We start from the raw sequence: 18,541 nt of genomic DNA on the forward strand, positions 1-18,541 counted from the left end.
CGTCAAAAAATAAAAGGAACCAGGCGCCAGGTATGTTTCATATACGCAATATACTGTTGCCCGAAATGTTTCATCAGTAGTTTTTCTTCAATCCGGATACGGTTATAAAACGCCAGCCCTACCGCTGTAATGACCACTACAAGGGCTACTCCGTTGTTCAGCGAAATCCCAAACCCCATAAAAGACAGTAAGGAAGCCGCATAGGCTGGGTGCCGGATATATTTATAAAAACCATCCGTTTTTAATGCATGATTTTGCCTTATGGTAACATTTGTGGTAAAAAATCTTCCTAAAGATGCAATAACCCAAAAACGCAGCAGCATGCCCAGGAGCAGTAATCCCAAGCCTACATATGCAGGCGTATTGGTTGCAGAAAGAGGCGCTGCAACATGTGACGAGATATACACGGCAGCCATAATAGCTGCTATAATCACTATCCAGATGACCGCTAAGGAATATTTATCCTCATTTTGCTGATCTGCGGAACGGGCCCGGTATACCCTGCTGATAATAACTTCCGAAAGACCCCAGAGTATATAAATAATCTTCATGCGTTTTATTTTCCCCGGCACGCGCCACGGTGAAGAGACCCAAAAGCTCTTTGATTGTCATACCGCCTCAAATAAAAAGGATTTCTTTAAAATGACAAAAAACGACTGTCATAGTGAGGCACTCATAAAAGCGTTGCCTTTATGCTTATTGAAACAACAATTTTTTAATCGTCATCCCGGGCTTCTCCCGCAATAGCGGGAGAAGCCCGGGATCCCTACAGCACTTATCATTAACAGTCTCACCTACATCACCTGCAACCGGGCATTTATCTTAAAAAACGTTGCGGCTTCGTTTTTCAGTATCCCGTTGATAACTATAGGGGCTGCTTCCGGCTGCTGATAATCAACAGCGGCCTCCAGCACAGGCGTTTTTGCAGGGTCTACCATCGACAGGAATTTACACTGCGCTGCTTCATTCAGGAGCAGTGTTTTGCCGGTTGCTTTTTCCGTTAACTCCTTTATGATCTGTATCATGCAAACCCCGGGCAACACCGGCTGGCCCGGAAAATGCCCTTCAAATATCTTATGGCCTGTATTCAGCATTATGGTGGCGCTTATCTTGCCTGCCTGCTCCTCAAACCGGCTAATGGTATACAATCTGTCATTCAGCATCATCATCAATTTTTTTCAGGTCAATCGTAAAATTAAAATTACGGTGACGAATGGTTATAAATTCCGGTATACCCTCTTTTAACTCGCCGCGTGTGGCCTCCAGCACTTTCTTCCGGGTATTGCCCCGCTCCATTCTTAATAAGCGGCTGCATTGCGCATCCGTTATATAATAAAAAACATCCTCCCCCTCAGTAAAAGCATAATAGGTTTCATTATCCTTTTTAAAGACCTTTGCTGCACCTGTGTTCAGGCGATTCATTAAAATAAGCTCAAAATCCTTCCTTAAGGTTCTTTTTACGGCTTCCTTATCCATTTTTGAAATAATGGAATGCACGGTAAAGCTGCCGCGCCCATCAAATTCAAAATCAAAAAAAGTATACCCTGCCTCGTTGGTAAAAACAATACGGGTAGCGCTATCCGGCATTTGCTTAATAAGCAATATACCGCTTAAATGGTGGCCTGTTACATCTGCCGATGTCTGGTACAGCGCACGCCGGATAGCAGGCTTGAATTGGTCAATACAGTGCACATCACCACCTGTTTCCTGCAATTGCCTATAGGCAACAGGGGCACAGCTGCCCAGTAAAAAAAATAAACTAATGAATGGTAAACAATGCATCCGGTAACCCTGTGTTTATTTTCTGGTTGGAATAATTGATGATGGTATTATCTCCCCTCGGATCCGTCATCTGCACCTGGTTCACCACAAAGCTGCCCTTGCTCATGACCACTTTTACCTGTTTAAAAAGCGTTTTCATTTCCTTTGTAACCGGCGTCATATCTGCCATATAGCTATTGCTGCTCTCCAGCAGCTTTACAGAAAAATCGGGATTATCAAAAACAGTCCCTTTAATGCAATCCATCATTAAGTGGTTCACCTGCTGAAACAGTTTACCGGAGCCGGCAGCCATTTTACTGGTCTTTTGCCCATCCTTAATGCTCATCTTATTTCCGTTAAGGATCATCAGATACTGGTAAGGGCTTGTATATTCCATTCTTACCTGGTTGTTTTTCCGGAAATAGAACTTTCCTTTTGAAGTTATTTTTTCTGCAAGCATGCTCAGGCTTTTTACCTGTGTAAAATCGCTGGAAATGCTGTTTATTTTTTGGGAAGCCGCTGCAAACTGGCTTTTCACCGCCGTAACATTGGCCACCGGTTTGTATTGGGCGGTAACGGAAGCAGAAATTCCGGTCAGTAGAAAAATAAAAAATAGTTTACGCATAGGGATGCAAATTTATCAATTTATCAAGGGGCACAATGGTATACCCCTGCTCTTTAACATATTGTAAAAACCGGGGCAGCATATGAACAGTGTTATGCATCGTATCGTGAAACAAAAAGACAGCGCCCGGCTTTAATTCCCGTTGTACTTTCTGTAAAAGCTGTGCTTCATCCTTTATCATGGTATCCAGTGAGCGCACATTCCAGCCGATGGCCGTATAACCCATTGCCTGTACTGCCTTCCGTACATTTGGGTTGGTAACACCATAAGGCGGACGGAACCATTTCATATACTTTCCTGTTAAACGATGCACCAGGTCCTGCATTTGTTGCATTTCAGCCTGCATTTTTTTTGCGGTATGCATATCGAACCAGAAATCATGATAATAGGAATGGTTTCCCACAATATGCCCTTCTGCAATGATCTGCTGCAACAGGGCTTCACGCTCCGCAACCCGGTAACCGATACAGAAAAATGTTGCAGGTACATGGTGTGCCTTTAAAACAGCCAGCACCTCCGGCGTGTATTTTTCTAAGGGACCGTCGTCAAAACTGATGGCTATTTCTTTTTTATCAGCGGTTCCGTTACATACCACCGGCATATAAAACTGTGAGCCAATATAGAAACTTCCGTAAAATAACAGCAGGGTGTAGGAAACCAGCAGGATAAAATACCCGTACCAGGGCCATCCCTGCTGCAGCTGAAAACCGGTAAACGCTGCAAGCAACACAACAAAAACTGCAGTAGTATTTCTGAAATTTAACATGCAGACAATAAATAAAGCGATGGGTATTGCAGCTTGTAATTATTGTAGATCAGAATGCGGCGGGGAGCTAAAGCTGTTGATTTCCCGGGCACTTTTCCGCTGTTCAGTATCTTTGAAGCCAGCCAGAGCGCAAATGAAGATGAGGTAGGATATTCCCCGCAATACTGCTTATAGGTAATACAATTTTTACCTGCAAAAAGGGCACCAGCCAGCTTATTATAGTGTTCATCCGCCTGCTCATCACCGTTATTGCCCAGTATCACCAGGTCGATATCGCTGATAGAAACATTATTTCCTTCCAGGAACCGCTTAATAAGAACCACACTTTCCGTCTCCGGTTTATAAAACGTTTGTATTGCATCCAGTTTTGCCCAGGAGTTTTCTTTACTTTTTGTGAGCAGGAAAAAAGCAGCGCCCTCACCTGCCATGGTTCCTTTTGTGCCGCTGTTGATGAGCGTTTCCGTATTTCCATCTTTTTTATAAAGGCCAAATCGCTTTAAAATGGCATGGCTTTTTTCAGTTATTTCATCTACCCCACCTACCAGCACTTTTTCTGCGTCATCATCCTGAATAAGGCTGATGGCGTCCAGCAAAGCCGTTTCAAAGGAAGAGCCCCGATGCACATACGTATTATTATAGTTATGGCATTGCAGCATCAGCGCTATCTGCGCTCCAACCGTGTTATGGGTAGACTGTATAAAGGCCGTTGGAGACAGCAGTTCTTCTTTAAACTCTACCATCCGTGTAAGAAACTGTTCTGTATCTGCCAGGCAGCCATAAGCAGTTCCGCTGATAATGGCATCCGGCATGGCTACTCCGGAAGTCTGTACGCATTCCATAGCCGCTGCTGCGCCCATTTTTATGATACGGCTCATCCGGCGTATGAGTTTTTGATCAATGTATTTTGTATAGTCCGGTTCCTTACATATCAATTGCGCTCCGCTGTATTGTTCAGGATTTTCAATCAAAAGTTCAAAAGATAATTGCGGGGAAACAGCATATGCGGAACGGATAAAAATGCTGTTACAGGCTCCTTCCGGAAAGGAGCTTTGAAATTCGTTCATATTGAGTATTGCTTCACTCATCAAATGCTGTCAGGTCAGTTCTTATCCGGGTCTTGTTTATATATTAAAGCTTTACTAAATACCAGCGAGCTGCAATTGCCGCCAAATCCAAAGGAATTAGACAGTACATGCCGGATTTCCTTTTTTTCAGGTGCTGTTGCTACCGTGAAAGGCAGGTCTTTCATAGGCGTTTGTAACCGCAGATTGGGAAACACCAGGTCTTCCCTTATAGCCAGTGTGGCATACACTGCTTCAATAGCGCCGCTTGCACCCAGCGTATGCCCAGTAAATGATTTGGTAGAGCTCATGGCGGGATAAGGCTCTTTAAATAAGGATGCGATTGCCGCCCCTTCAGCACTGTCATTATTGCTGGTGCCGGTTCCGTGCAGATTGATATAATCGATCGCGGAAGGCTCTAATCCTGCTTTTTTCAATGCCCCTTTCATTGCCAGTAAATTCCCTTTTCCTTCCGGGGATGAGGCTGTTTGGTGATGCGCATCATTGGCATTGGCCCAACCGCTAATGGTGCAAACGGGCTTTTCTTTCAGCTTGGCCGCCACTTTATCCGATACCAGAACCAGATAGGCTGCGCCCTCACCCAAATTTAACCCGTGCCGGTTCTCATCAAAAGGCTGGCAATATTCCTGGTCCAGGATCATCAGCGTATTGAACCCGTTTAGTGTAAACCGCGTCAGGGCGTCGGTTCCCCCGGCTACCACCACATCCAGCTTGCCCTGCCGGATCATCCGTGCGCCCAGGAAAATACTGTTGGCAGATGAAGAACAAGCCGTACTGATCGTAGTTACAAAATCTTTTATGCCCAGGGCGTCTGCCACCACTTCTGTTACCGCACCGCACTCATGGTTGACCACCATTTTCAAATTGCCGCTGCCCGTATCCTGCAGAAAATCCGGGAAAAAATCTTCGGTCTTATCCATACCCCCTACAGAATTGGCTGAAATAAATCCTGTACGCCAGTTAGAAAGATCAATGGCTGCATCTGCTATTGCTTCCCTTGCAGCTACAGCGCTCAGCAAAGCCGTACGGCTGATACAGGGTGGCAGTTGTGCCAGCTGTGCCAGCTCTTCATCAGAAAGTTTCACTTCAGCAACGGGTAATGTATTTTTATGGATCGATTGTAACCGCTGCATGGCCTGTATGCCTGCCGTACCTGACTTCAGCGCCTCAAGGTTTTCCGCCACATTGTTGCCAATGGATGAAATAACACCTGTACCTGCTATATAAACCGGATGATTCATTATCTTTTAAACAAACCTTTCAGTCTTCAGCCTGACTATGAACCATGAACTATTGATCATGGACTATCAGCTATTTACCTGGTGATCTAAAATATAATCGGCCATCGTGCTTACAGACCGGAATACATCCTGGCCCTCTTCTGCATTTTTTAATTTTATATTGTATTCCTGCTGTAAAAGAACGATCAGCTCCAATGCATCAATTGAGTCCAGCCCTAATCCTTCTACAAACAAAGGATCATGGTCCCCGATGTCCTCCGGCTTTTTATCATTCAGCTTCAGTTGTTTGATAATCTGCTCTTTCAGCCGGTGCATCAGCTCTTGCTTATTTTCCATAATTCTTATTATAAATAGATTTCAAATTTTCAGCCGTAAAGGTACTACCCGTTTCTGAAGTATCCGACTCCACTAAAAACAAACAGGCATCTAATTGATCGTCAAATACATCTAACCATCCACACATACAGGTCTTTAATAAATTACGGGTCATCAGGTCGGTCACATACCAGTGCAGCCACTCTGCGTCAAATGCTTCTGATACAAAAAAGGCATTTTCCCCTTTGAACTGATAACGGATGCTTAGCTCTCCAATAACAATATTGGGCAGGGTATAAACAAATAAAGCTGGGCTCGGATATTCCTGTGAAGCCTCCCAATACTGCGCGTCTGCTTCAATGCTGGCATTGCGGTTGCTGAGCACAATGCCCGCTTCATCCGGCTGGCGCGCCGCAGGATCAAAACTGTCCTTTAGTAAAACAGCCGCCGCCACAGTGCCCATTTTACTCAATGTATCCATTTTATAAAACCGTGGGTAATTAACCGCAAGCCGCTCATAGGCTTCATTTAAAAAAAGCACGCCCTTTTCAGCTGATCTGAAAATAACCACATCATCTTTTATGATCCTCCCGTTGCGCAGAAGGATTGCGGCCTTTATATAGATACCCGTTTTTTTCAAAATCTGTCCTTAGCTTTTATCCTTAAAGCCGTTATTAATATATTCAATGCTATCCCGGAGCCGGATCGTTTTGGCCAGTTTTCTCAAAGCCGTATCATGCTCTTTTACATACGGATTATCGGTGTCCCAAACATAGCCCGCCAGAACAGAACAGATCATTTTCTTAATTTCCGGGTTTTGATCGTTTGCAAAGAAAATAGTATGCAATGTGGTATCATACCAACCCATTACATAGCTTCTGAAGGTGTTCACTCCCTGCATCATCACCTCGGTATATTCTTTTTCCCAATTGATTGTTTCGCCCTTTAACTGGCGTACCACCAGTTTGCCCGCTATCTGGCTGGAAACCGTTGCCAGCGTTACGCCCGATGAAAATACCGGGTCCAGGAACTCCGTTACGTTGCCGGTAAGCACAAAGCCATTCCCGAAAAATTTTTCTGTGGTAGCAGACCAGGACTGTAATAACTTTGGCTCCCATATAAAGGCAACTCCTTTCATCCGTTCAGCAATATAAGGCTCATCTGCAATCAGCCCCCGCATTATTTCTTCCGGTGTACCGGAATATTTTTCAAAAAATGCGGGGTCACCCACAAAACCTACGGAGGTGATACCCGTTGCAAAAGGAATGACCCACACCCAAACATCAGGTTTATGAACAATAACGGTGATACGATCCGGCTCATCATCCATCTGCCGGTTCACATCATTTATATGCACAAAAACGGCCTTACGTGGCGGAAGGTTGGATGGCTTATCCAGGCCAAACAGGCGCGGGATCACTCTTCCATACCCACTTCCGTCGATAATGAATTTTGCTTCAAGCTGTTTTTCATTTCCATCAGCATCTGTAATAGTAGTAACGGATGATCCATCCTCGTTAAATTTTATGGCGGTAACAGTGGTTTCATAATCAACCGGAACACCTTGTGCCGCCAACCCGTCGGCCAGGGCCTTGTCAAAATCTGCACGGGTTACCTGATAAGCATGGTCCCAGCCATCCGTAAACTGGTCGGAAAAGGAATAATCGCAAATCACCCCGTCCCGTACAAACTTTGCCCCTGTTTTTCTCTGGAAGCCCATCTGCAGCACACTTTCCAGCAGCCCGGCTTCTTCCAGCGCTTCCATACAACGTGGCAGCAGGCTTTCACCGATTACAAAACGTGGAAATTTCATTTTTTCTACAACCCGTACTTTATAGCCCGCTTTGTTTACAATAGCACCAGCTACAGTTCCGGCCGGACCAGCCCCTATTACCAACACATCTGTTTTTTCAGTTTGCATTTTTTGAAAATTTAGTTATTTGTTTTAAACCCGATACGAACCCGCCCCCGCTGCTCTTTTTCCCCTTTATCTTTCGTCAGCAAATAATTTAAAGCCTCATATACGTCTTTAAACTGTTTATTGTATTTACGCTTTATTTTCTTTAATTTGTCTGTTAAGTCTTTATGTGATAACGCATATTGCCGGAGTACTACAAACGCCCGCATGATGGCAATGTTCACTTCAGTCGCGACATTACTTTTTAAAACTTCAGAAAACATTGCAACTCTCTGTTCGGTAAAAGCCATTGGCCTAGCACCGCCGAATTTGCTTTTAGACGGTATCACATTTTGTGATACCATCTTTTTCATTTCTATTTCTGTAAGTTCAAACATAAAATCAGCAGGGAACCGCCCTATATTTCTTTTTACAGCTTGTTTAAGAACATGTGTTTCTACGTCATACAGCGCAGCTAAATCAAAGTTCAGCATTACTCTCTGAGATCTTATCTCATAAATCCTGTTTTGTACATTTTGTATTTCCATGGCAGCAATGTTTTATGCTATAAAATTAGCTTTTCTTTTTGCATTTCAGCAGCGTATGGCTCAGGCCAATGCCATCAATCTGCTCAACAATCTCAAAACCCGCTTCCTCAACACATTTCTTAAACACCCGCGAATCATACATCTGGCTGTTGCCATTAGCAATCGCCGTAAAATAAATGGACAACTGCTGCAAACAGAAAGCTGCTGTTTCAAATCGCTGAATATCCCAGAATGCTTCCAGGATAAAGATCCAGCCGTTTTCATCAATACAGTTATGACAGCGTTTTAAAATGGAAACAATTTCTTCCTCTGAGAAACAGTCCAGGAACTGGCTCATCCAAACCGCATCAAAACCTGTTGGGAACGGTATGGATTCATCCAGTATATTGGCCGGGTAAAAATCCACCTTGTCACTCAGGCCCAGCTCTTCTATCCGTTGCTTTGCCATGGCGGCCTGGCCAGGCAGATCCATGATCGTTACATGAATGTCATCTCCATAAGTGGCAGATGCGGAAGCCCATTTTCCGGTATTGCCTCCGATATCCAGCAGTTTTTTAATATTCTCCGCATAGACCTGTTTAATGACCTCAGGAAAAGCGATGTCTGAGAAAAAATGGTCATAACCAAACCAGCTCTTTTGAATATGAGGCGGCAGCTGCGAAAGGCCTTCATAAACAGTAGACCAGTTGCCCAGCTCGCGCAGTCCTGCAGGTTTTCCTGTTTCAATAGCCTCTTCCAGATGAAAGATGCCTTTGTAGCACACATCATGAACAAAGTTCATATTCACATTTGTAAGCGGATCATGCAAAATAAAATACCCGATCTTTGTTAAAGCAAATTTTTCATCTTCCGTATATTTTACCAGATGCATACCCAGCCCGGCTTCCAGCAGCACACGTACCGCATATTCGGAAAGCCCTACTTTTGCACAAATATCCTTTAACGCCATTCCTTCACTGCGGGCTTCCTCTACTGCGCTCAGAATACCCTTGTCCCTTAATATACGCGCTACCTGAAAAACAATAGGTCCGTGCGCAATGATCTGTGCCATGTGCTTTGCGTTCTGCGCTGAATAATGTTCTTGTTTGTAAAAGTCAAGCATTTATTTCTTCTTTAATTCTTATTAACCGGGGCGTCTGAACGGTAGTTGTCTTTATCCTTTTGTAATACAACCGCGGCGTTGCATCCTCCAAATCCTGATGTTGATTTTACACAGGTACTGAGAGGTCGTTTCACCAGCTCAGTGCAAACTGTTAAAGGCATCACTGTTCCCGGTTTTTCAAACCCCATAGTGGGAATGATTGTATTATTGAGTAAGGATTCAATGCAAATTACAGCTTCCAGCAAACCTGCCGCACCCAGTGTATGCCCGTAATACCCCTTCAGGCTGTTTACAGGGGCCGATTGTAACCCCGCCAAATGAATGGCCCTGCTTTCCATATCATCATTATAAACCGTTGCCGTGCCATGTGCAGAAACAAAGTCAATAGCATCCGCAGTAATTCCGGCTTCATTTATTGCCTGGTCTATTGCCATAGAAAGTTCCGCTCCCGTTCTGGACGGACCTGAAATATGATTGGCATCATTGCTTACGCCGCCACCGCCAATAATAACAGCATTTCCGGACGCCGGTGACCTTACAGACAGCACAACGGTTGCTGCGGCCTCGCCCAGGTTAATTCCTTTACGGTCGGCATCAAAAGGTTTGCACAGTTCGTCACTTACAGCATGGAAAGACTGAAATCCGGACAAGATAAACCGGGTGATCACATCAGCGCCTGCAACAACAATGGTTTTATATTTGCCGGCATCTAATAACCGCTTGGCAGTGATCATGGCCAGGGTTCCGGAAATACAGGCATGACAAACAATAACCGGCTTGTTTCTGAAACCAAAATAGCCAGCCAGCTTTTCTGCTGAAGCAGTTAATCCGGCCGCTTCCTTTACTGTTCCGGTTGTTCCGCCTGTTTCCAGCTTACTGACATTGCCCTTTGTGGAAGAAAGGATCAGGGCTGTATCTGCAGCTCCAACATCAATACCCGCTATCTTTACAGCATCTTCAATGGATGCTTTCAGCAGGTATTCAAAAGGCGTGAACTGCTGATCAATATTTTCAAAAAAGTTTTCAGGGAACAATGCCGCGCAAAACGGCACATCGCTTTTTATATTGTTCGGGTATATTTTAACAGCAGAAAGCCCTTTACAAAGGGCATCAAAATTTTCCCTGGCAGTTGGCCCAAGAGGAGAAAAAATATTCTGCGATAAAACATGCGCCTTTGCCATTATGCCTCCAGGTGTTTTTTCTTCCACGCCTCAAAAAAAGGCGGATTATTTAAAAGCAGGGTCTGGTGCTCTTTTTCCAGGAACACCTGTGTAGTGCTGCCTGTAGCTACCAGCTGCCTTGTTTTTCCGTGATATAACTTATAATTAAAAATGATCTTTGCTGCTTCACAGGGCTGATAAATGGTTTCCACAAGCACTGTGTCTCCAAACTTCAGCGACTGTTTGTAATTGCACTCTGTATGCACTATGGGCACTACAACACCTTCAGCAAAAAAATCGAGATACCCTAATCCATATTCCTTTCCAAAGGATTCCCGTCCATCTTCAAAATACCGGATATAATGGCCGTGCCAAACAATGCCCAAAGGGTCTGCCTCATTAAACCGGATTAAAACTTCTGTTGTATTTTTAAGCTGCTCCTTCATTATTCCGATTTCCAGGAATTGTACTTTTTGTTCCTGATCTGCTCGATCACATTTTTGATACCAGTGGCCCAATAGTTGCGAAAGCTAAAACCCATGCCCACTTTGCCGGTTATTTTATCCGTCAGCAATACTTTTTTTGACCGGATATCAAACCAGGTTACCCAAACAGCAATAGCTTTATCGGGCTTGCTCATCCCGCCCACTATAAATAAAAGCCCGATACCCTCTTTATTGCCGGCATTGAACCCCTTTATAAGGGTAGTAATATCTGATTCAGAAAGTCTGTTAAAATCTTCCGGGTTGGAGGAAAGCAGCTTATCAGGGTCTGCCTTTTCGTTACGCTCATTTACAAAGGTCAGATCCGTTTTCAGGTCACTTCTCCTAACGGCCCCGGCTACATCATACTTGCCGGATTCATTGATCAGGAGGTCATTTATACCGGCAAACTGGCGGCTCACAATATCCTGCGCGTTGGCCTTTGAATCGCCGATAAGTACAGTTTTTGTAAAATCGATCCCATAAAAATAAACCGGAATATCCTTGTTACTGATTCTTTCTTTAATGGTTTGTGCTTTTGCAGTAAAAACGAATGCAACGGCTGCAATAAGAAATAAAATTTTGGTTGTGATCTTTTTCATGATTTTTTATTATTTAAAAGGCTTATTCTGCAATAAATATCCGCATTTCACAGGAGGCAATGATGGTATCTGCAACAGCAACTGTACCATTAACAATTGTGGCATTAAAAATCTGGTTTTTTACAGAAATGGTTGTATTTAATACTTCGCCCACTGCCGGCAAGCGGTCTATTCTTAATTGCTGAACGGCCCCAATAAAACCTATGGGTACCGGTCTGTTTTCCTGGCTACAAATATAACCGATACGTGCCGCCGCCGTCTGTGCAATATTTTCTATGAGGCCCGGCTCTTTAAAAACTCCTTCCGATATAAACAGGTGATCGTCCGGTATTTGAAACCGGGTGGAGGCCCCATCTGCATCACAATGTTCCAGTGTTTGCACCATAACAAAGGGAGGCCTTTGGGGAATATAGGGTAAAATATCTGTTGCTATACTCATCGTCAATAAAAAGACAGGCGCCTGTTAAGCGCCAACGCGCTAAAATTACAGAAACTTTAGCTTGCAACGGGTGGTTTTTGTTTAGGAAGGGTTAATTCTTTTGTCCTTCTCCCAAAATGGGTAGTAATTATACCATTGATCAGGATATTGCTGCACTTTCAGGGTCACCTGCTCTATAAAATCGGCCAGTATGGCCTCAGGGTTGTCTTTTTGAGGGCGATCTTTGTAAATGGCTCCGGGAGTTGCAAAAAAATGATAATGAGTGGCGCTTTCCTTTAAAGCAAAAACAAAGGACACCGGCACTGCCAGCTTTGCTGCAATGGTAAACGGGCCGGCAGGAAATGCTGCCGGGGCGCCTAAAAAATCAGCAGATAACGTTTTATTCCCGGGCAGGAACCGGTCGGAGTGCATACAAACCAGCTCATTGTTGTTCAACGCTTCCATGATCTCGTAAATATGAGAAATGGCATCTTTTATAATAATAATGTGGGCATTCCGTTCACCGGTTACACTGTTGAGGTATTCTTTTATTTGCTGCTGCTCCCCATCATACATTACAATATGGATCTTTGTGTTCAGCCGCTTTAGTAAATGACCGGCAATTTCCCAGTTGCCGATGTGCGCGCTCAGCAATAGCCCCCCTTTACCACCGGCTACCATTTCCTTTAAATACGCTTCACCGTCAAAGTTAAAAGTGAATTTATTTTTGATGCCGGCCATCAATACAATGCGGTCGATCAGCGCCTGGCCAAACCAGTAATAATTACAGTAGCGCAGGCGGATGGCTTTAAGACCCGAAAAATGCAGCCGTTGCCTGAGGTAATAGCGGATGGCCCTGTTGGCCCGGGCACTAAAGAGGAAATAATAAAAAGCCACGAAGCGCAGCAGCAGGTAGGCCGGCCCTGTTCCACCCATTTTTAACAACATGATGAAAATGCGGTAACCTGTGGTATTGGCTTTGGAGCTTCCGTCCCAGTCTGACATTGCAATTGATTCCATTTAAGAACATTCAAATATAGGAAGCCGCTACATTTGCGGGCGTGGTAACAAGGCTGGGGTTTGTGCTACAGCCGGCTCAATAATAAAAAAATAAAAATAAGGGGCTAAGCAGCTTCTTTTTTCCGGATCTGTGCCTGAATATAGTTATAAAAATCGCTGAAGGTTACCAGTGGCGCAAAATCGCCGGGCTGTACCTTAAAATGAAAGTTGTTTTCTAGGGCTACCACCAGGTCAATATAATCCAGGCTGTCTAAATCCAATACTTCCTTTAAATCAGCCTCGGGCTTAATTAAGTCAGGATTGGCCTCAAACTCTTCTACCAGAAATTCATTGGTAGTACTTATTATTTTTTCCATACTTAGCATTAGATCAAATTACCACTTTTTAACGATGAGAGTGGAGTTGGTGCCCCCAAACCCAAAAGAATTGGACAAAAATACATCTATATTTTTATTAGTAGTAGTTTTTACAATATTTAACGCTGCAGAATCGGCATCCGGTTGCTCAAAATTAATATTAGGGGCTATAAAATGATGCTGCATCATTAAACAGGAATACACAATCTCACTGGCGCCCGCCATCCAGCACTCATGACCGGTCATTGATTTTGTGGAGCTTACAGGTGTATGACATTGCCCAAACACTTCGGTGAGCGCCTTTGCCTCACTGGCATCCCCCGCAGGGGTACTGGTAGCATGGGCATTGATATAATCAATGGCGGATGGCTCCAGGCCAGCATCATTTAATGCCATTTTCAGCGATTTTGCGGGGCCCGCAACAGTAGGATTAGAAATATGCTCCCCGTTGGAGGAAAACCCGTACCCGATCACCTCCCCAATAATGGGCACCCCCCGCTTTTGGGCAGATTCCAGGCTTTCCAGGATCACCGTTGCTGCGCCACCGCTGGGAATGAGCCCGTCCCGGTCTTTATCAAACGGCCTGGATGCTTTTTCCGGTGCGTCTTCCCTTACGGAAAAAGCGCCCAGCGCATCAAAAGTGCCCATGGATAAATGGTTGATCTCCTGTGCTCCCCCGGCTACCACGCAATGTTGCAAGCCCATTTTTATTAAAATATAGGCCAGCCCGATGGCATGAGACCCGCTGGCACAGGCGGCGCTTACGGTAAGATTGATACCTTTCAGCTTAAAAATAGTGGCGAGGTTCATGGTTACCGTAGAGTTCAGCGTCTGAAATACGGCTGCGGAACCTACCAGCATGGTATCTTTTTTTTCCCGGATAAGATCGGTTGATTCGACCACCGCTTTGGCCGAGCTGTCGTTCCCATAGAGAATGCCAGGTTCCAGCCGGGCAATATCCGCCTCTGTAAGTTTGGCCTCTTTCAGTGCTTCTATAGTGGCCATATAGGCATATTCCCCCTCTTCCGGCAGCATAATACGCGATCTTCTGTCTAATAATCCTTTCAGCGAAGGCCGTTCCACAAAACCGGTGAGGGCGGAGCGGTAGCCAAAATCCTTTCGCACCGGATCAAAAATGATCCCGGATCTACCTTCATATAACGCATTTTTTACTTCCTCCAGGTTTTTACCGATGCAGGAGTAAATGCCCAGGCCTGTTATCACCACTCTGTTCATTGCTGCAAATTTAACGGGAAAACGGGTTTATATGGCGGCACAAAAAAAAGCGAATGCATAACATTTTTTCAGTTAGTGAGACACGATCCGATGATCCAGACCAGGGCATCGTGGCCTATACTTGCCTTGCCGGCAGACAGATCTGCACGCGCCATTCCAATCACAAAAATGTTATGCACCTCAAAAAAGGAGCCGCTCCGGTTAACAGAGCGGCTCCTTTTTCACCAAAAGATACCTTATTTTACTGTAAATGTTGCCACATAATCACCCCACAGCAAGGAAACTTTACCGTTTTCCCCAACCAGATACGTAAGCGTTTCTGTAAATTTAGCGGCCTTGGCGGCTTTTACTGTTACCCTTAATGCATCATCTGCCTCAGCATATTCTGTGCCCCACTGATCCCATTTCTTGCTGAAAATAAATGTCCAGTCGCCATTATTGGTTAACACGTGCAGCCCGTATTTGCCTGCAGGGAGCGGTTTTCCCTCTATAGTAACATCTTTGTCAATCTCAAACAGGGTTGTTTTATTGGCCCCGGCACGCCATACCTGCCCGTCTTTGGGCTCCAGGTCTTTGCCAATAGTACGCCCTTTCACTGAAGGCTGGCTGTAATCAATGGTAATTGTTACACCCGATGCTGTTTTTTTGGTAACTGATGCAGGTGGGCTGGCTGGTTTTTTTGCTGCATCCTGGGCAGATGCTCCCATAACAAAAGCAATAGCAATAAAAATAAATAAAAACTTTTTCATATGTAACTTTTTTATAAAAAGCGCAAAATGCTTGCCAAGAACTACCTTGTACGCCATAATTGCAAAACTAAATTTCCGGAAGCCGGTAAACCGGTTATTAAGAAGCTGTGCTGCCGGGATGCTTATAACCACCACAGGGGAATATGGCGAAGCTTCGGGTTAAAGGCAGCATCCGAAAAAAGAAAAACCGGTTCTGGCAAACAGAACCCCATTGCCCTGTCTATGATCCGTGAACGCGTAGCGCTGATCAATCAAACTACAAATAAAAAACTGGCCAGGCCTTTTTATGCGCATGATTATTATTGTTTTTGGCGCTTATGAACTCCCTTCGGTCGGTTTTCAGTCTTTTGTGGCCACAAAATATTGAAAAGAAAACAGATAAGTTGAAGGTCTGTCATTGTATCAATAACTCCACAGCTCAATAAAAACAACAATAACAATTATTGCACGAGCCCTGGTTAATAAGAGGAAAAATTTGTGTGTATAGCGTAGCTACCGGAGGGGCACCACAAATAAAAAATTAAAGGATGATGATACTTTTTTAAAATCTAACTGATAAGAGCCGGTACAGAAAAAATTTCCGGATCATTACTTTATGCAGCTTTTGTTAAAAACAAGCTCAGCATCTTTAATCCTCTTTTAACTTTTAGTAATATAATTCCCGTTAAACTTTTTCCTTTGAAAGGATTCCAATAAACAGATCCTGATTTTTAACCATTAAAAAATCATTTTATGAAAACTTCTTTTAAATCCTTCCTTTTCGCATTACTCACCGCCCTGTTTATAACAACGCTGGGATCCTGCACTGTAAGAGCTTATTCAACAGGAAGGCACCGGGTTTGGGTACCAGGCCACTGGGTAACCGGTTATTATGGCCACAGCCATTGGGTGAGAGGGCATTATGAATACAGGTAGTTGGGTACAGAGACCGGTTTGCTAATAAAATCGGCCCGGTGGGTATGGATCCACTCCTGCTGCGTTTTTGCGCCGCTTTGATTTGCGCATTCGCATAGCTGATCATTATGATCAGCAGCTCCGCCGGGAGCGCCACATCCCTGCAGCAGGTGATAAACAGCAAAACACAGCTGTCAGGCAGCTTATATTTCTCATAGCATTACTTAACTGGTGATTTATAAATAAAGCTACCTGTAATAAGTAATATCACCCAAACTTTTTTCCGGTATTGCTATTTTAGTTTTTCCAACTCTTCCTTTACAAAGGCCATTAACCCTTTAATATGAGCCGGTGAAAAATCAAATTTCAGGCCTGCGGTTTCAAACAACTGAGGCAGGGTACGGGTGCCGCCCAGGCGTAATGCATCCATATAGTGCATCAGTGCCTGTTCCTTATCTTTTTTATACTGCTGCCAGAGGCCAATGGCGCCCAGTTGTGCAATGCCATATTCTATATAATAGAACGGCACTTCAAATACATGCAGTTGCCGCTGCCAGCTATAATCCCGGTAATGCTCCAGCCCGCTTGTATTAAGCGTTTCCGGCGTAAATTCCTGTAAAATGGATTGCCAGGTTACCAGCCGTTCTGCATGGCTGTGTCCCGGGTTTTCGTAGATCCAGTGCTGGAATTTATCAATCGTGGCAATCCAGGGGAAAATGGTGAGCACCCGCTCCAGTTGTTGCTGATGGGCCCGTTTCAGTTCTTCGGGGGTTTTAAAAAATTCGGTCCAGTATTCCATACTGAACAATTCCATGCTCATACTGGCCACTTCTGCAATTTCTGTAGGATATTCTTTAAATGCAGTTAACCGCAGCGGATGCGCCAGAAAGGAATGAATCGCATGCCCTCCTTCATGTACCATGGTAGTTACATCATCCATAGTGCCCGCAGCATTCATAAAAATAAAAGGAGCCCCGGTTTCGGCCAGCGGGCAGTTATATCCTCCGGGAGCTTTGCCCTTGCGGCTTTCCAGGTCCAGCCGCCCCATTTCATTCATTTTTTTCAGGCAGTCTCCAAAAAACGGCTTCAGATCAGTAAAACAACGAATGGCTTTTTCAACCAGCTCATTTCCGGTTTTAAAAGGATGAAGTGGCTCTATACCTGCCGGCTGCGCATCAACATCCCAGGGCCTTAGTGTGTCCAATCCGAGTTTTGCTTTTTTTTGCCGGTAGATCTCATCTACTAACGGCAACACGTGTTGTTTTACAGCCTCGTGAAATTGAAAACAGTCCTCTTTTGTATAGTCAAAACGGCCCAGCTCAGCAAAACGATAATCCCTGTAATTTTTATACCCTGCATTCAGAGCTACCTGATGTCTTTTTTTTAACAAAGTATCAAATAAGTCGTTCAACGCATCTTTATCCTGCAAACGTCGCTCATTGATTTTCCGGTACACTTCTTCACGCAGCGCCCTGTCCGGATTTTCTAAAAACTTTGCGGCCTGCTGCAACGTAAACTCCTGCCCGTTTACGGTTACTGTCATTTTTCCTGCAATCATTCCAAATTGCTGGGCTGCTACAGCCAGTTCGGCCTGGAGGGGTATGTTTTCCTTACGAAACAGGTCGATATTCTTTTTCACATTACGCAGATAGGTAAAAAATTCTGGCGCAGTGAGCTCTTTTGAAAGCGGGCTTTCGATCAGCTTACGGTTCAGCAAATCAGCATAGGGCTGCATTTTGGGCTGGATCTCTGTCATAAAAAAGTTAAAGGATTCAGCTAAAGCCGTGTCTGTTGTATCTCTTGTCATATTGATCTGGCGCCAGCAGGCTTCCTCACTAACTACCGCCTCCAGTTCACTGATATCCCTGAGCCATTGATCCAGGTCCTCTTTTGTGGAAAGAGTTCTGCCTGTAAGCGCTTCAAAATAAGGCTCCAGTGTGGTCCAGTCTGTTATTCTAAACTCTTTTGGCAGAAATTGCCGTTCCTGCGGTTGAATATTTGCGTCCAAATTCATATTTGTTTTATTTTTCATTAGTTACTGATTGTCAGCCCTATTGTACTTCCTGATGTTGTTTACAACAGTGGCAATATAATTATAAAAAATAAATCGCTATAAAAAGGAGGCGCTTAAAAAGGGAAATACTCTATTGTGGTTTAAACAATTATTGAGCTGCATCTGTCTGATACTGAACACAAAACCTATCAAACGCCTGTTAAGGTACTGCCGGGAGCCCAAACAAAAAGAGGCCGCCCGCAAAAGTAAGGGGCGGCCTCTTTATTCAACATC

General features: G+C 44.3%; 23 protein-coding genes. 2 read left to right on the forward strand and 21 right to left on the reverse strand.

What is annotated here, in order from left to right; translation table 11 throughout:
• Positions 1 to 2: 2 nt before the first annotated feature.
• From A8C56_RS19595 to A8C56_RS19695, 20 genes are all read right to left on the reverse strand, one after another.
• The gene (locus tag A8C56_RS19595; RefSeq protein ID WP_084490293.1) at positions 3 to 551 is read right to left on the reverse strand and encodes a methyltransferase family protein; all 549 of its coding nucleotides are present in this window, start codon (positions 549 to 551) and stop codon (positions 3 to 5) included.
• A 243-nt stretch (positions 552 to 794) separates the two neighbouring features.
• Entirely contained in the window at positions 795 to 1,169 is a 375-nt protein-coding gene (locus tag A8C56_RS19605) for a hotdog family protein (RefSeq protein ID WP_245645594.1), read from the reverse strand.
• The gene (locus tag A8C56_RS19610) at positions 1,153 to 1,782 is read right to left on the reverse strand and encodes a hypothetical protein (protein ID WP_067759843.1); all 630 of its coding nucleotides are present in this window, start codon (positions 1,780 to 1,782) and stop codon (positions 1,153 to 1,155) included. The genes A8C56_RS19605 and A8C56_RS19610 overlap by 17 nt, the downstream gene beginning before the upstream one ends.
• Positions 1,760 to 2,386 (reverse strand): LolA family protein, encoded by a 627-nt coding sequence (locus tag A8C56_RS19615; RefSeq protein ID WP_067759846.1) that lies wholly within the window; start codon positions 2,384 to 2,386, stop codon positions 1,760 to 1,762. The genes A8C56_RS19610 and A8C56_RS19615 overlap by 23 nt, the downstream gene beginning before the upstream one ends.
• Positions 2,379 to 3,152: a polysaccharide deacetylase family protein gene (locus tag A8C56_RS19620; protein ID WP_084490294.1), complete on the reverse strand. Its 774-nt coding sequence runs from the start codon at positions 3,150 to 3,152 to the stop codon at positions 2,379 to 2,381. The genes A8C56_RS19615 and A8C56_RS19620 overlap by 8 nt, the downstream gene beginning before the upstream one ends.
• On the reverse strand, positions 3,146 to 4,237 hold the full coding sequence (locus A8C56_RS19625; RefSeq protein ID WP_245645596.1) for a beta-ketoacyl synthase N-terminal-like domain-containing protein: 1,092 nt from the start codon (positions 4,235 to 4,237) through the stop codon (positions 3,146 to 3,148). The genes A8C56_RS19620 and A8C56_RS19625 overlap by 7 nt, the downstream gene beginning before the upstream one ends.
• A gap of 14 nt (positions 4,238 to 4,251) precedes the next feature.
• Complete coding sequence (locus A8C56_RS19630) at positions 4,252 to 5,475, reverse strand: beta-ketoacyl-[acyl-carrier-protein] synthase family protein (RefSeq protein WP_067759849.1); 1,224 nt, start codon at positions 5,473 to 5,475, stop codon at positions 4,252 to 4,254.
• Between the two features lie 66 nt (positions 5,476 to 5,541).
• Positions 5,542 to 5,811: a phosphopantetheine-binding protein gene (locus tag A8C56_RS19635; protein ID WP_067759853.1), complete on the reverse strand. Its 270-nt coding sequence runs from the start codon at positions 5,809 to 5,811 to the stop codon at positions 5,542 to 5,544.
• On the reverse strand, positions 5,801 to 6,430 hold the full coding sequence (locus tag A8C56_RS19640; RefSeq protein WP_084490295.1) for a hypothetical protein: 630 nt from the start codon (positions 6,428 to 6,430) through the stop codon (positions 5,801 to 5,803). Before A8C56_RS19640 ends, A8C56_RS19635 begins: the two co-directional genes overlap by 11 nt.
• A 9-nt stretch (positions 6,431 to 6,439) precedes the next feature.
• Positions 6,440 to 7,711, reverse strand: a complete 1,272-nt coding sequence (locus tag A8C56_RS19645; RefSeq protein WP_067759856.1) for an NAD(P)/FAD-dependent oxidoreductase — start codon at positions 7,709 to 7,711, stop codon at positions 6,440 to 6,442.
• Between the two features lie 11 nt (positions 7,712 to 7,722).
• The gene (locus tag A8C56_RS19650; protein WP_067759859.1) at positions 7,723 to 8,235 is read right to left on the reverse strand and encodes an ORF6N domain-containing protein; all 513 of its coding nucleotides are present in this window, start codon (positions 8,233 to 8,235) and stop codon (positions 7,723 to 7,725) included.
• 25 nt (positions 8,236 to 8,260) lie between these two features.
• On the reverse strand, positions 8,261 to 9,337 hold the full coding sequence (locus tag A8C56_RS19655) for a methyltransferase (RefSeq protein ID WP_067759862.1): 1,077 nt from the start codon (positions 9,335 to 9,337) through the stop codon (positions 8,261 to 8,263).
• Between the two features lie 11 nt (positions 9,338 to 9,348).
• Positions 9,349 to 10,518: a beta-ketoacyl-[acyl-carrier-protein] synthase family protein gene (locus A8C56_RS19660; RefSeq protein ID WP_067759865.1), complete on the reverse strand. Its 1,170-nt coding sequence runs from the start codon at positions 10,516 to 10,518 to the stop codon at positions 9,349 to 9,351.
• Positions 10,518 to 10,943 carry an acyl-CoA thioesterase gene (locus A8C56_RS19665; protein WP_067759868.1) on the reverse strand — a complete coding sequence of 142 codons (426 nt, stop codon included), beginning with the start codon at positions 10,941 to 10,943 and terminating at the stop codon, positions 10,518 to 10,520. The genes A8C56_RS19660 and A8C56_RS19665 overlap by 1 nt, the downstream gene beginning before the upstream one ends.
• The gene (locus A8C56_RS19670; RefSeq protein ID WP_067759870.1) at positions 10,943 to 11,581 is read right to left on the reverse strand and encodes a hypothetical protein; all 639 of its coding nucleotides are present in this window, start codon (positions 11,579 to 11,581) and stop codon (positions 10,943 to 10,945) included. Before A8C56_RS19670 ends, A8C56_RS19665 begins: the two co-directional genes overlap by 1 nt.
• Before the next feature lie 22 nt (positions 11,582 to 11,603).
• Positions 11,604 to 12,020, reverse strand: a complete 417-nt coding sequence (locus A8C56_RS19675; RefSeq protein WP_067759872.1) for a 3-hydroxyacyl-ACP dehydratase — start codon at positions 12,018 to 12,020, stop codon at positions 11,604 to 11,606.
• Positions 12,021 to 12,101: 81 nt separating this feature from the next.
• Positions 12,102 to 13,019 carry an LpxL/LpxP family acyltransferase gene (locus A8C56_RS19680; protein WP_245645598.1) on the reverse strand — a complete coding sequence of 306 codons (918 nt, stop codon included), beginning with the start codon at positions 13,017 to 13,019 and terminating at the stop codon, positions 12,102 to 12,104.
• A gap of 104 nt (positions 13,020 to 13,123) precedes the next feature.
• Positions 13,124 to 13,375: a phosphopantetheine-binding protein gene (locus A8C56_RS19685; RefSeq protein WP_084490296.1), complete on the reverse strand. Its 252-nt coding sequence runs from the start codon at positions 13,373 to 13,375 to the stop codon at positions 13,124 to 13,126.
• 18 nt (positions 13,376 to 13,393) lie between these two features.
• A complete protein-coding gene (locus A8C56_RS19690) occupies positions 13,394 to 14,611 on the reverse strand; it encodes a beta-ketoacyl-[acyl-carrier-protein] synthase family protein (RefSeq protein WP_067759877.1) in 1,218 nt (405 codons plus the stop codon).
• Positions 14,612 to 14,847: 236 nt separating this feature from the next.
• Positions 14,848 to 15,360 carry a DUF2911 domain-containing protein gene (locus A8C56_RS19695; RefSeq protein WP_067762306.1) on the reverse strand — a complete coding sequence of 171 codons (513 nt, stop codon included), beginning with the start codon at positions 15,358 to 15,360 and terminating at the stop codon, positions 14,848 to 14,850.
• Between the two features lie 27 nt (positions 15,361 to 15,387).
• On the opposite strand from A8C56_RS19695, the gene A8C56_RS19700 reads away from it, so the two are divergent.
• Both A8C56_RS19700 and A8C56_RS23980 read left to right on the forward strand, forming a co-directional pair.
• Positions 15,388 to 15,681 carry a hypothetical protein gene (locus tag A8C56_RS19700; protein ID WP_067759880.1) on the forward strand — a complete coding sequence of 98 codons (294 nt, stop codon included), beginning with the start codon at positions 15,388 to 15,390 and terminating at the stop codon, positions 15,679 to 15,681.
• A 411-nt stretch (positions 15,682 to 16,092) separates the two neighbouring features.
• Complete coding sequence (locus tag A8C56_RS23980) at positions 16,093 to 16,275, forward strand: hypothetical protein (protein ID WP_071609350.1); 183 nt, start codon at positions 16,093 to 16,095, stop codon at positions 16,273 to 16,275.
• A gap of 271 nt (positions 16,276 to 16,546) precedes the next feature.
• Here the strand turns inward: A8C56_RS23980 and A8C56_RS19710 are convergent, their stop codons facing one another.
• Entirely contained in the window at positions 16,547 to 18,268 is a 1,722-nt protein-coding gene (locus A8C56_RS19710; protein WP_067762308.1) for a M3 family oligoendopeptidase, read from the reverse strand.
• Positions 18,269 to 18,541: the final 273 nt, after the last annotated feature.

The organism is Niabella ginsenosidivorans (assembly GCF_001654455.1).
Lineage (GTDB): Bacteria > Bacteroidota > Bacteroidia > Chitinophagales > Chitinophagaceae > Niabella > Niabella ginsenosidivorans.

Bases quoted from the DNA above. Each gene is read 5' to 3' on its own strand.
- A8C56_RS19595 (WP_084490293.1), bottom strand. From the start codon at position 551: ATGAAGATTATTTATATACTCTGGGGTCTTTCGGAAGTTATTATCAGC.
- A8C56_RS19605 (WP_245645594.1), bottom strand. From the start codon at position 1,169: ATGATGATGCTGAATGACAGATTGTATACCATTAGCCGGTTTGAGGAG.
- A8C56_RS19610 (WP_067759843.1), bottom strand. From the start codon at position 1,782: ATGCATTGTTTACCATTCATTAGTTTATTTTTTTTACTGGGCAGCTGT.
- A8C56_RS19615 (WP_067759846.1), bottom strand. From the start codon at position 2,386: ATGCGTAAACTATTTTTTATTTTTCTACTGACCGGAATTTCTGCTTCC.
- A8C56_RS19620 (WP_084490294.1), bottom strand. From the start codon at position 3,152: ATGTTAAATTTCAGAAATACTACTGCAGTTTTTGTTGTGTTGCTTGCA.
- A8C56_RS19625 (WP_245645596.1), bottom strand. From the start codon at position 4,237: ATGAGTGAAGCAATACTCAATATGAACGAATTTCAAAGCTCCTTTCCG.
- A8C56_RS19630 (WP_067759849.1), bottom strand. From the start codon at position 5,475: ATGAATCATCCGGTTTATATAGCAGGTACAGGTGTTATTTCATCCATT.
- A8C56_RS19635 (WP_067759853.1), bottom strand. From the start codon at position 5,811: ATGGAAAATAAGCAAGAGCTGATGCACCGGCTGAAAGAGCAGATTATC.
- A8C56_RS19645 (WP_067759856.1), bottom strand. From the start codon at position 7,711: ATGCAAACTGAAAAAACAGATGTGTTGGTAATAGGGGCTGGTCCGGCC.
- A8C56_RS19650 (WP_067759859.1), bottom strand. From the start codon at position 8,235: ATGGAAATACAAAATGTACAAAACAGGATTTATGAGATAAGATCTCAG.
- A8C56_RS19655 (WP_067759862.1), bottom strand. From the start codon at position 9,337: ATGCTTGACTTTTACAAACAAGAACATTATTCAGCGCAGAACGCAAAG.
- A8C56_RS19660 (WP_067759865.1), bottom strand. From the start codon at position 10,518: ATGGCAAAGGCGCATGTTTTATCGCAGAATATTTTTTCTCCTCTTGGG.
- A8C56_RS19665 (WP_067759868.1), bottom strand. From the start codon at position 10,943: ATGAAGGAGCAGCTTAAAAATACAACAGAAGTTTTAATCCGGTTTAAT.
- A8C56_RS19670 (WP_067759870.1), bottom strand. From the start codon at position 11,581: ATGAAAAAGATCACAACCAAAATTTTATTTCTTATTGCAGCCGTTGCA.
- A8C56_RS19675 (WP_067759872.1), bottom strand. From the start codon at position 12,020: ATGAGTATAGCAACAGATATTTTACCCTATATTCCCCAAAGGCCTCCC.
- A8C56_RS19680 (WP_245645598.1), bottom strand. From the start codon at position 13,019: ATGGAATCAATTGCAATGTCAGACTGGGACGGAAGCTCCAAAGCCAAT.
- A8C56_RS19685 (WP_084490296.1), bottom strand. From the start codon at position 13,375: ATGGAAAAAATAATAAGTACTACCAATGAATTTCTGGTAGAAGAGTTT.
- A8C56_RS19690 (WP_067759877.1), bottom strand. From the start codon at position 14,611: ATGAACAGAGTGGTGATAACAGGCCTGGGCATTTACTCCTGCATCGGT.
- A8C56_RS19695 (WP_067762306.1), bottom strand. From the start codon at position 15,360: ATGAAAAAGTTTTTATTTATTTTTATTGCTATTGCTTTTGTTATGGGA.
- A8C56_RS19700 (WP_067759880.1), top strand. From the start codon at position 15,388: ATGCTTGCCAAGAACTACCTTGTACGCCATAATTGCAAAACTAAATTT.
- A8C56_RS23980 (WP_071609350.1), top strand. From the start codon at position 16,093: ATGAAAACTTCTTTTAAATCCTTCCTTTTCGCATTACTCACCGCCCTG.
- A8C56_RS19710 (WP_067762308.1), bottom strand. From the start codon at position 18,268: ATGAATTTGGACGCAAATATTCAACCGCAGGAACGGCAATTTCTGCCA.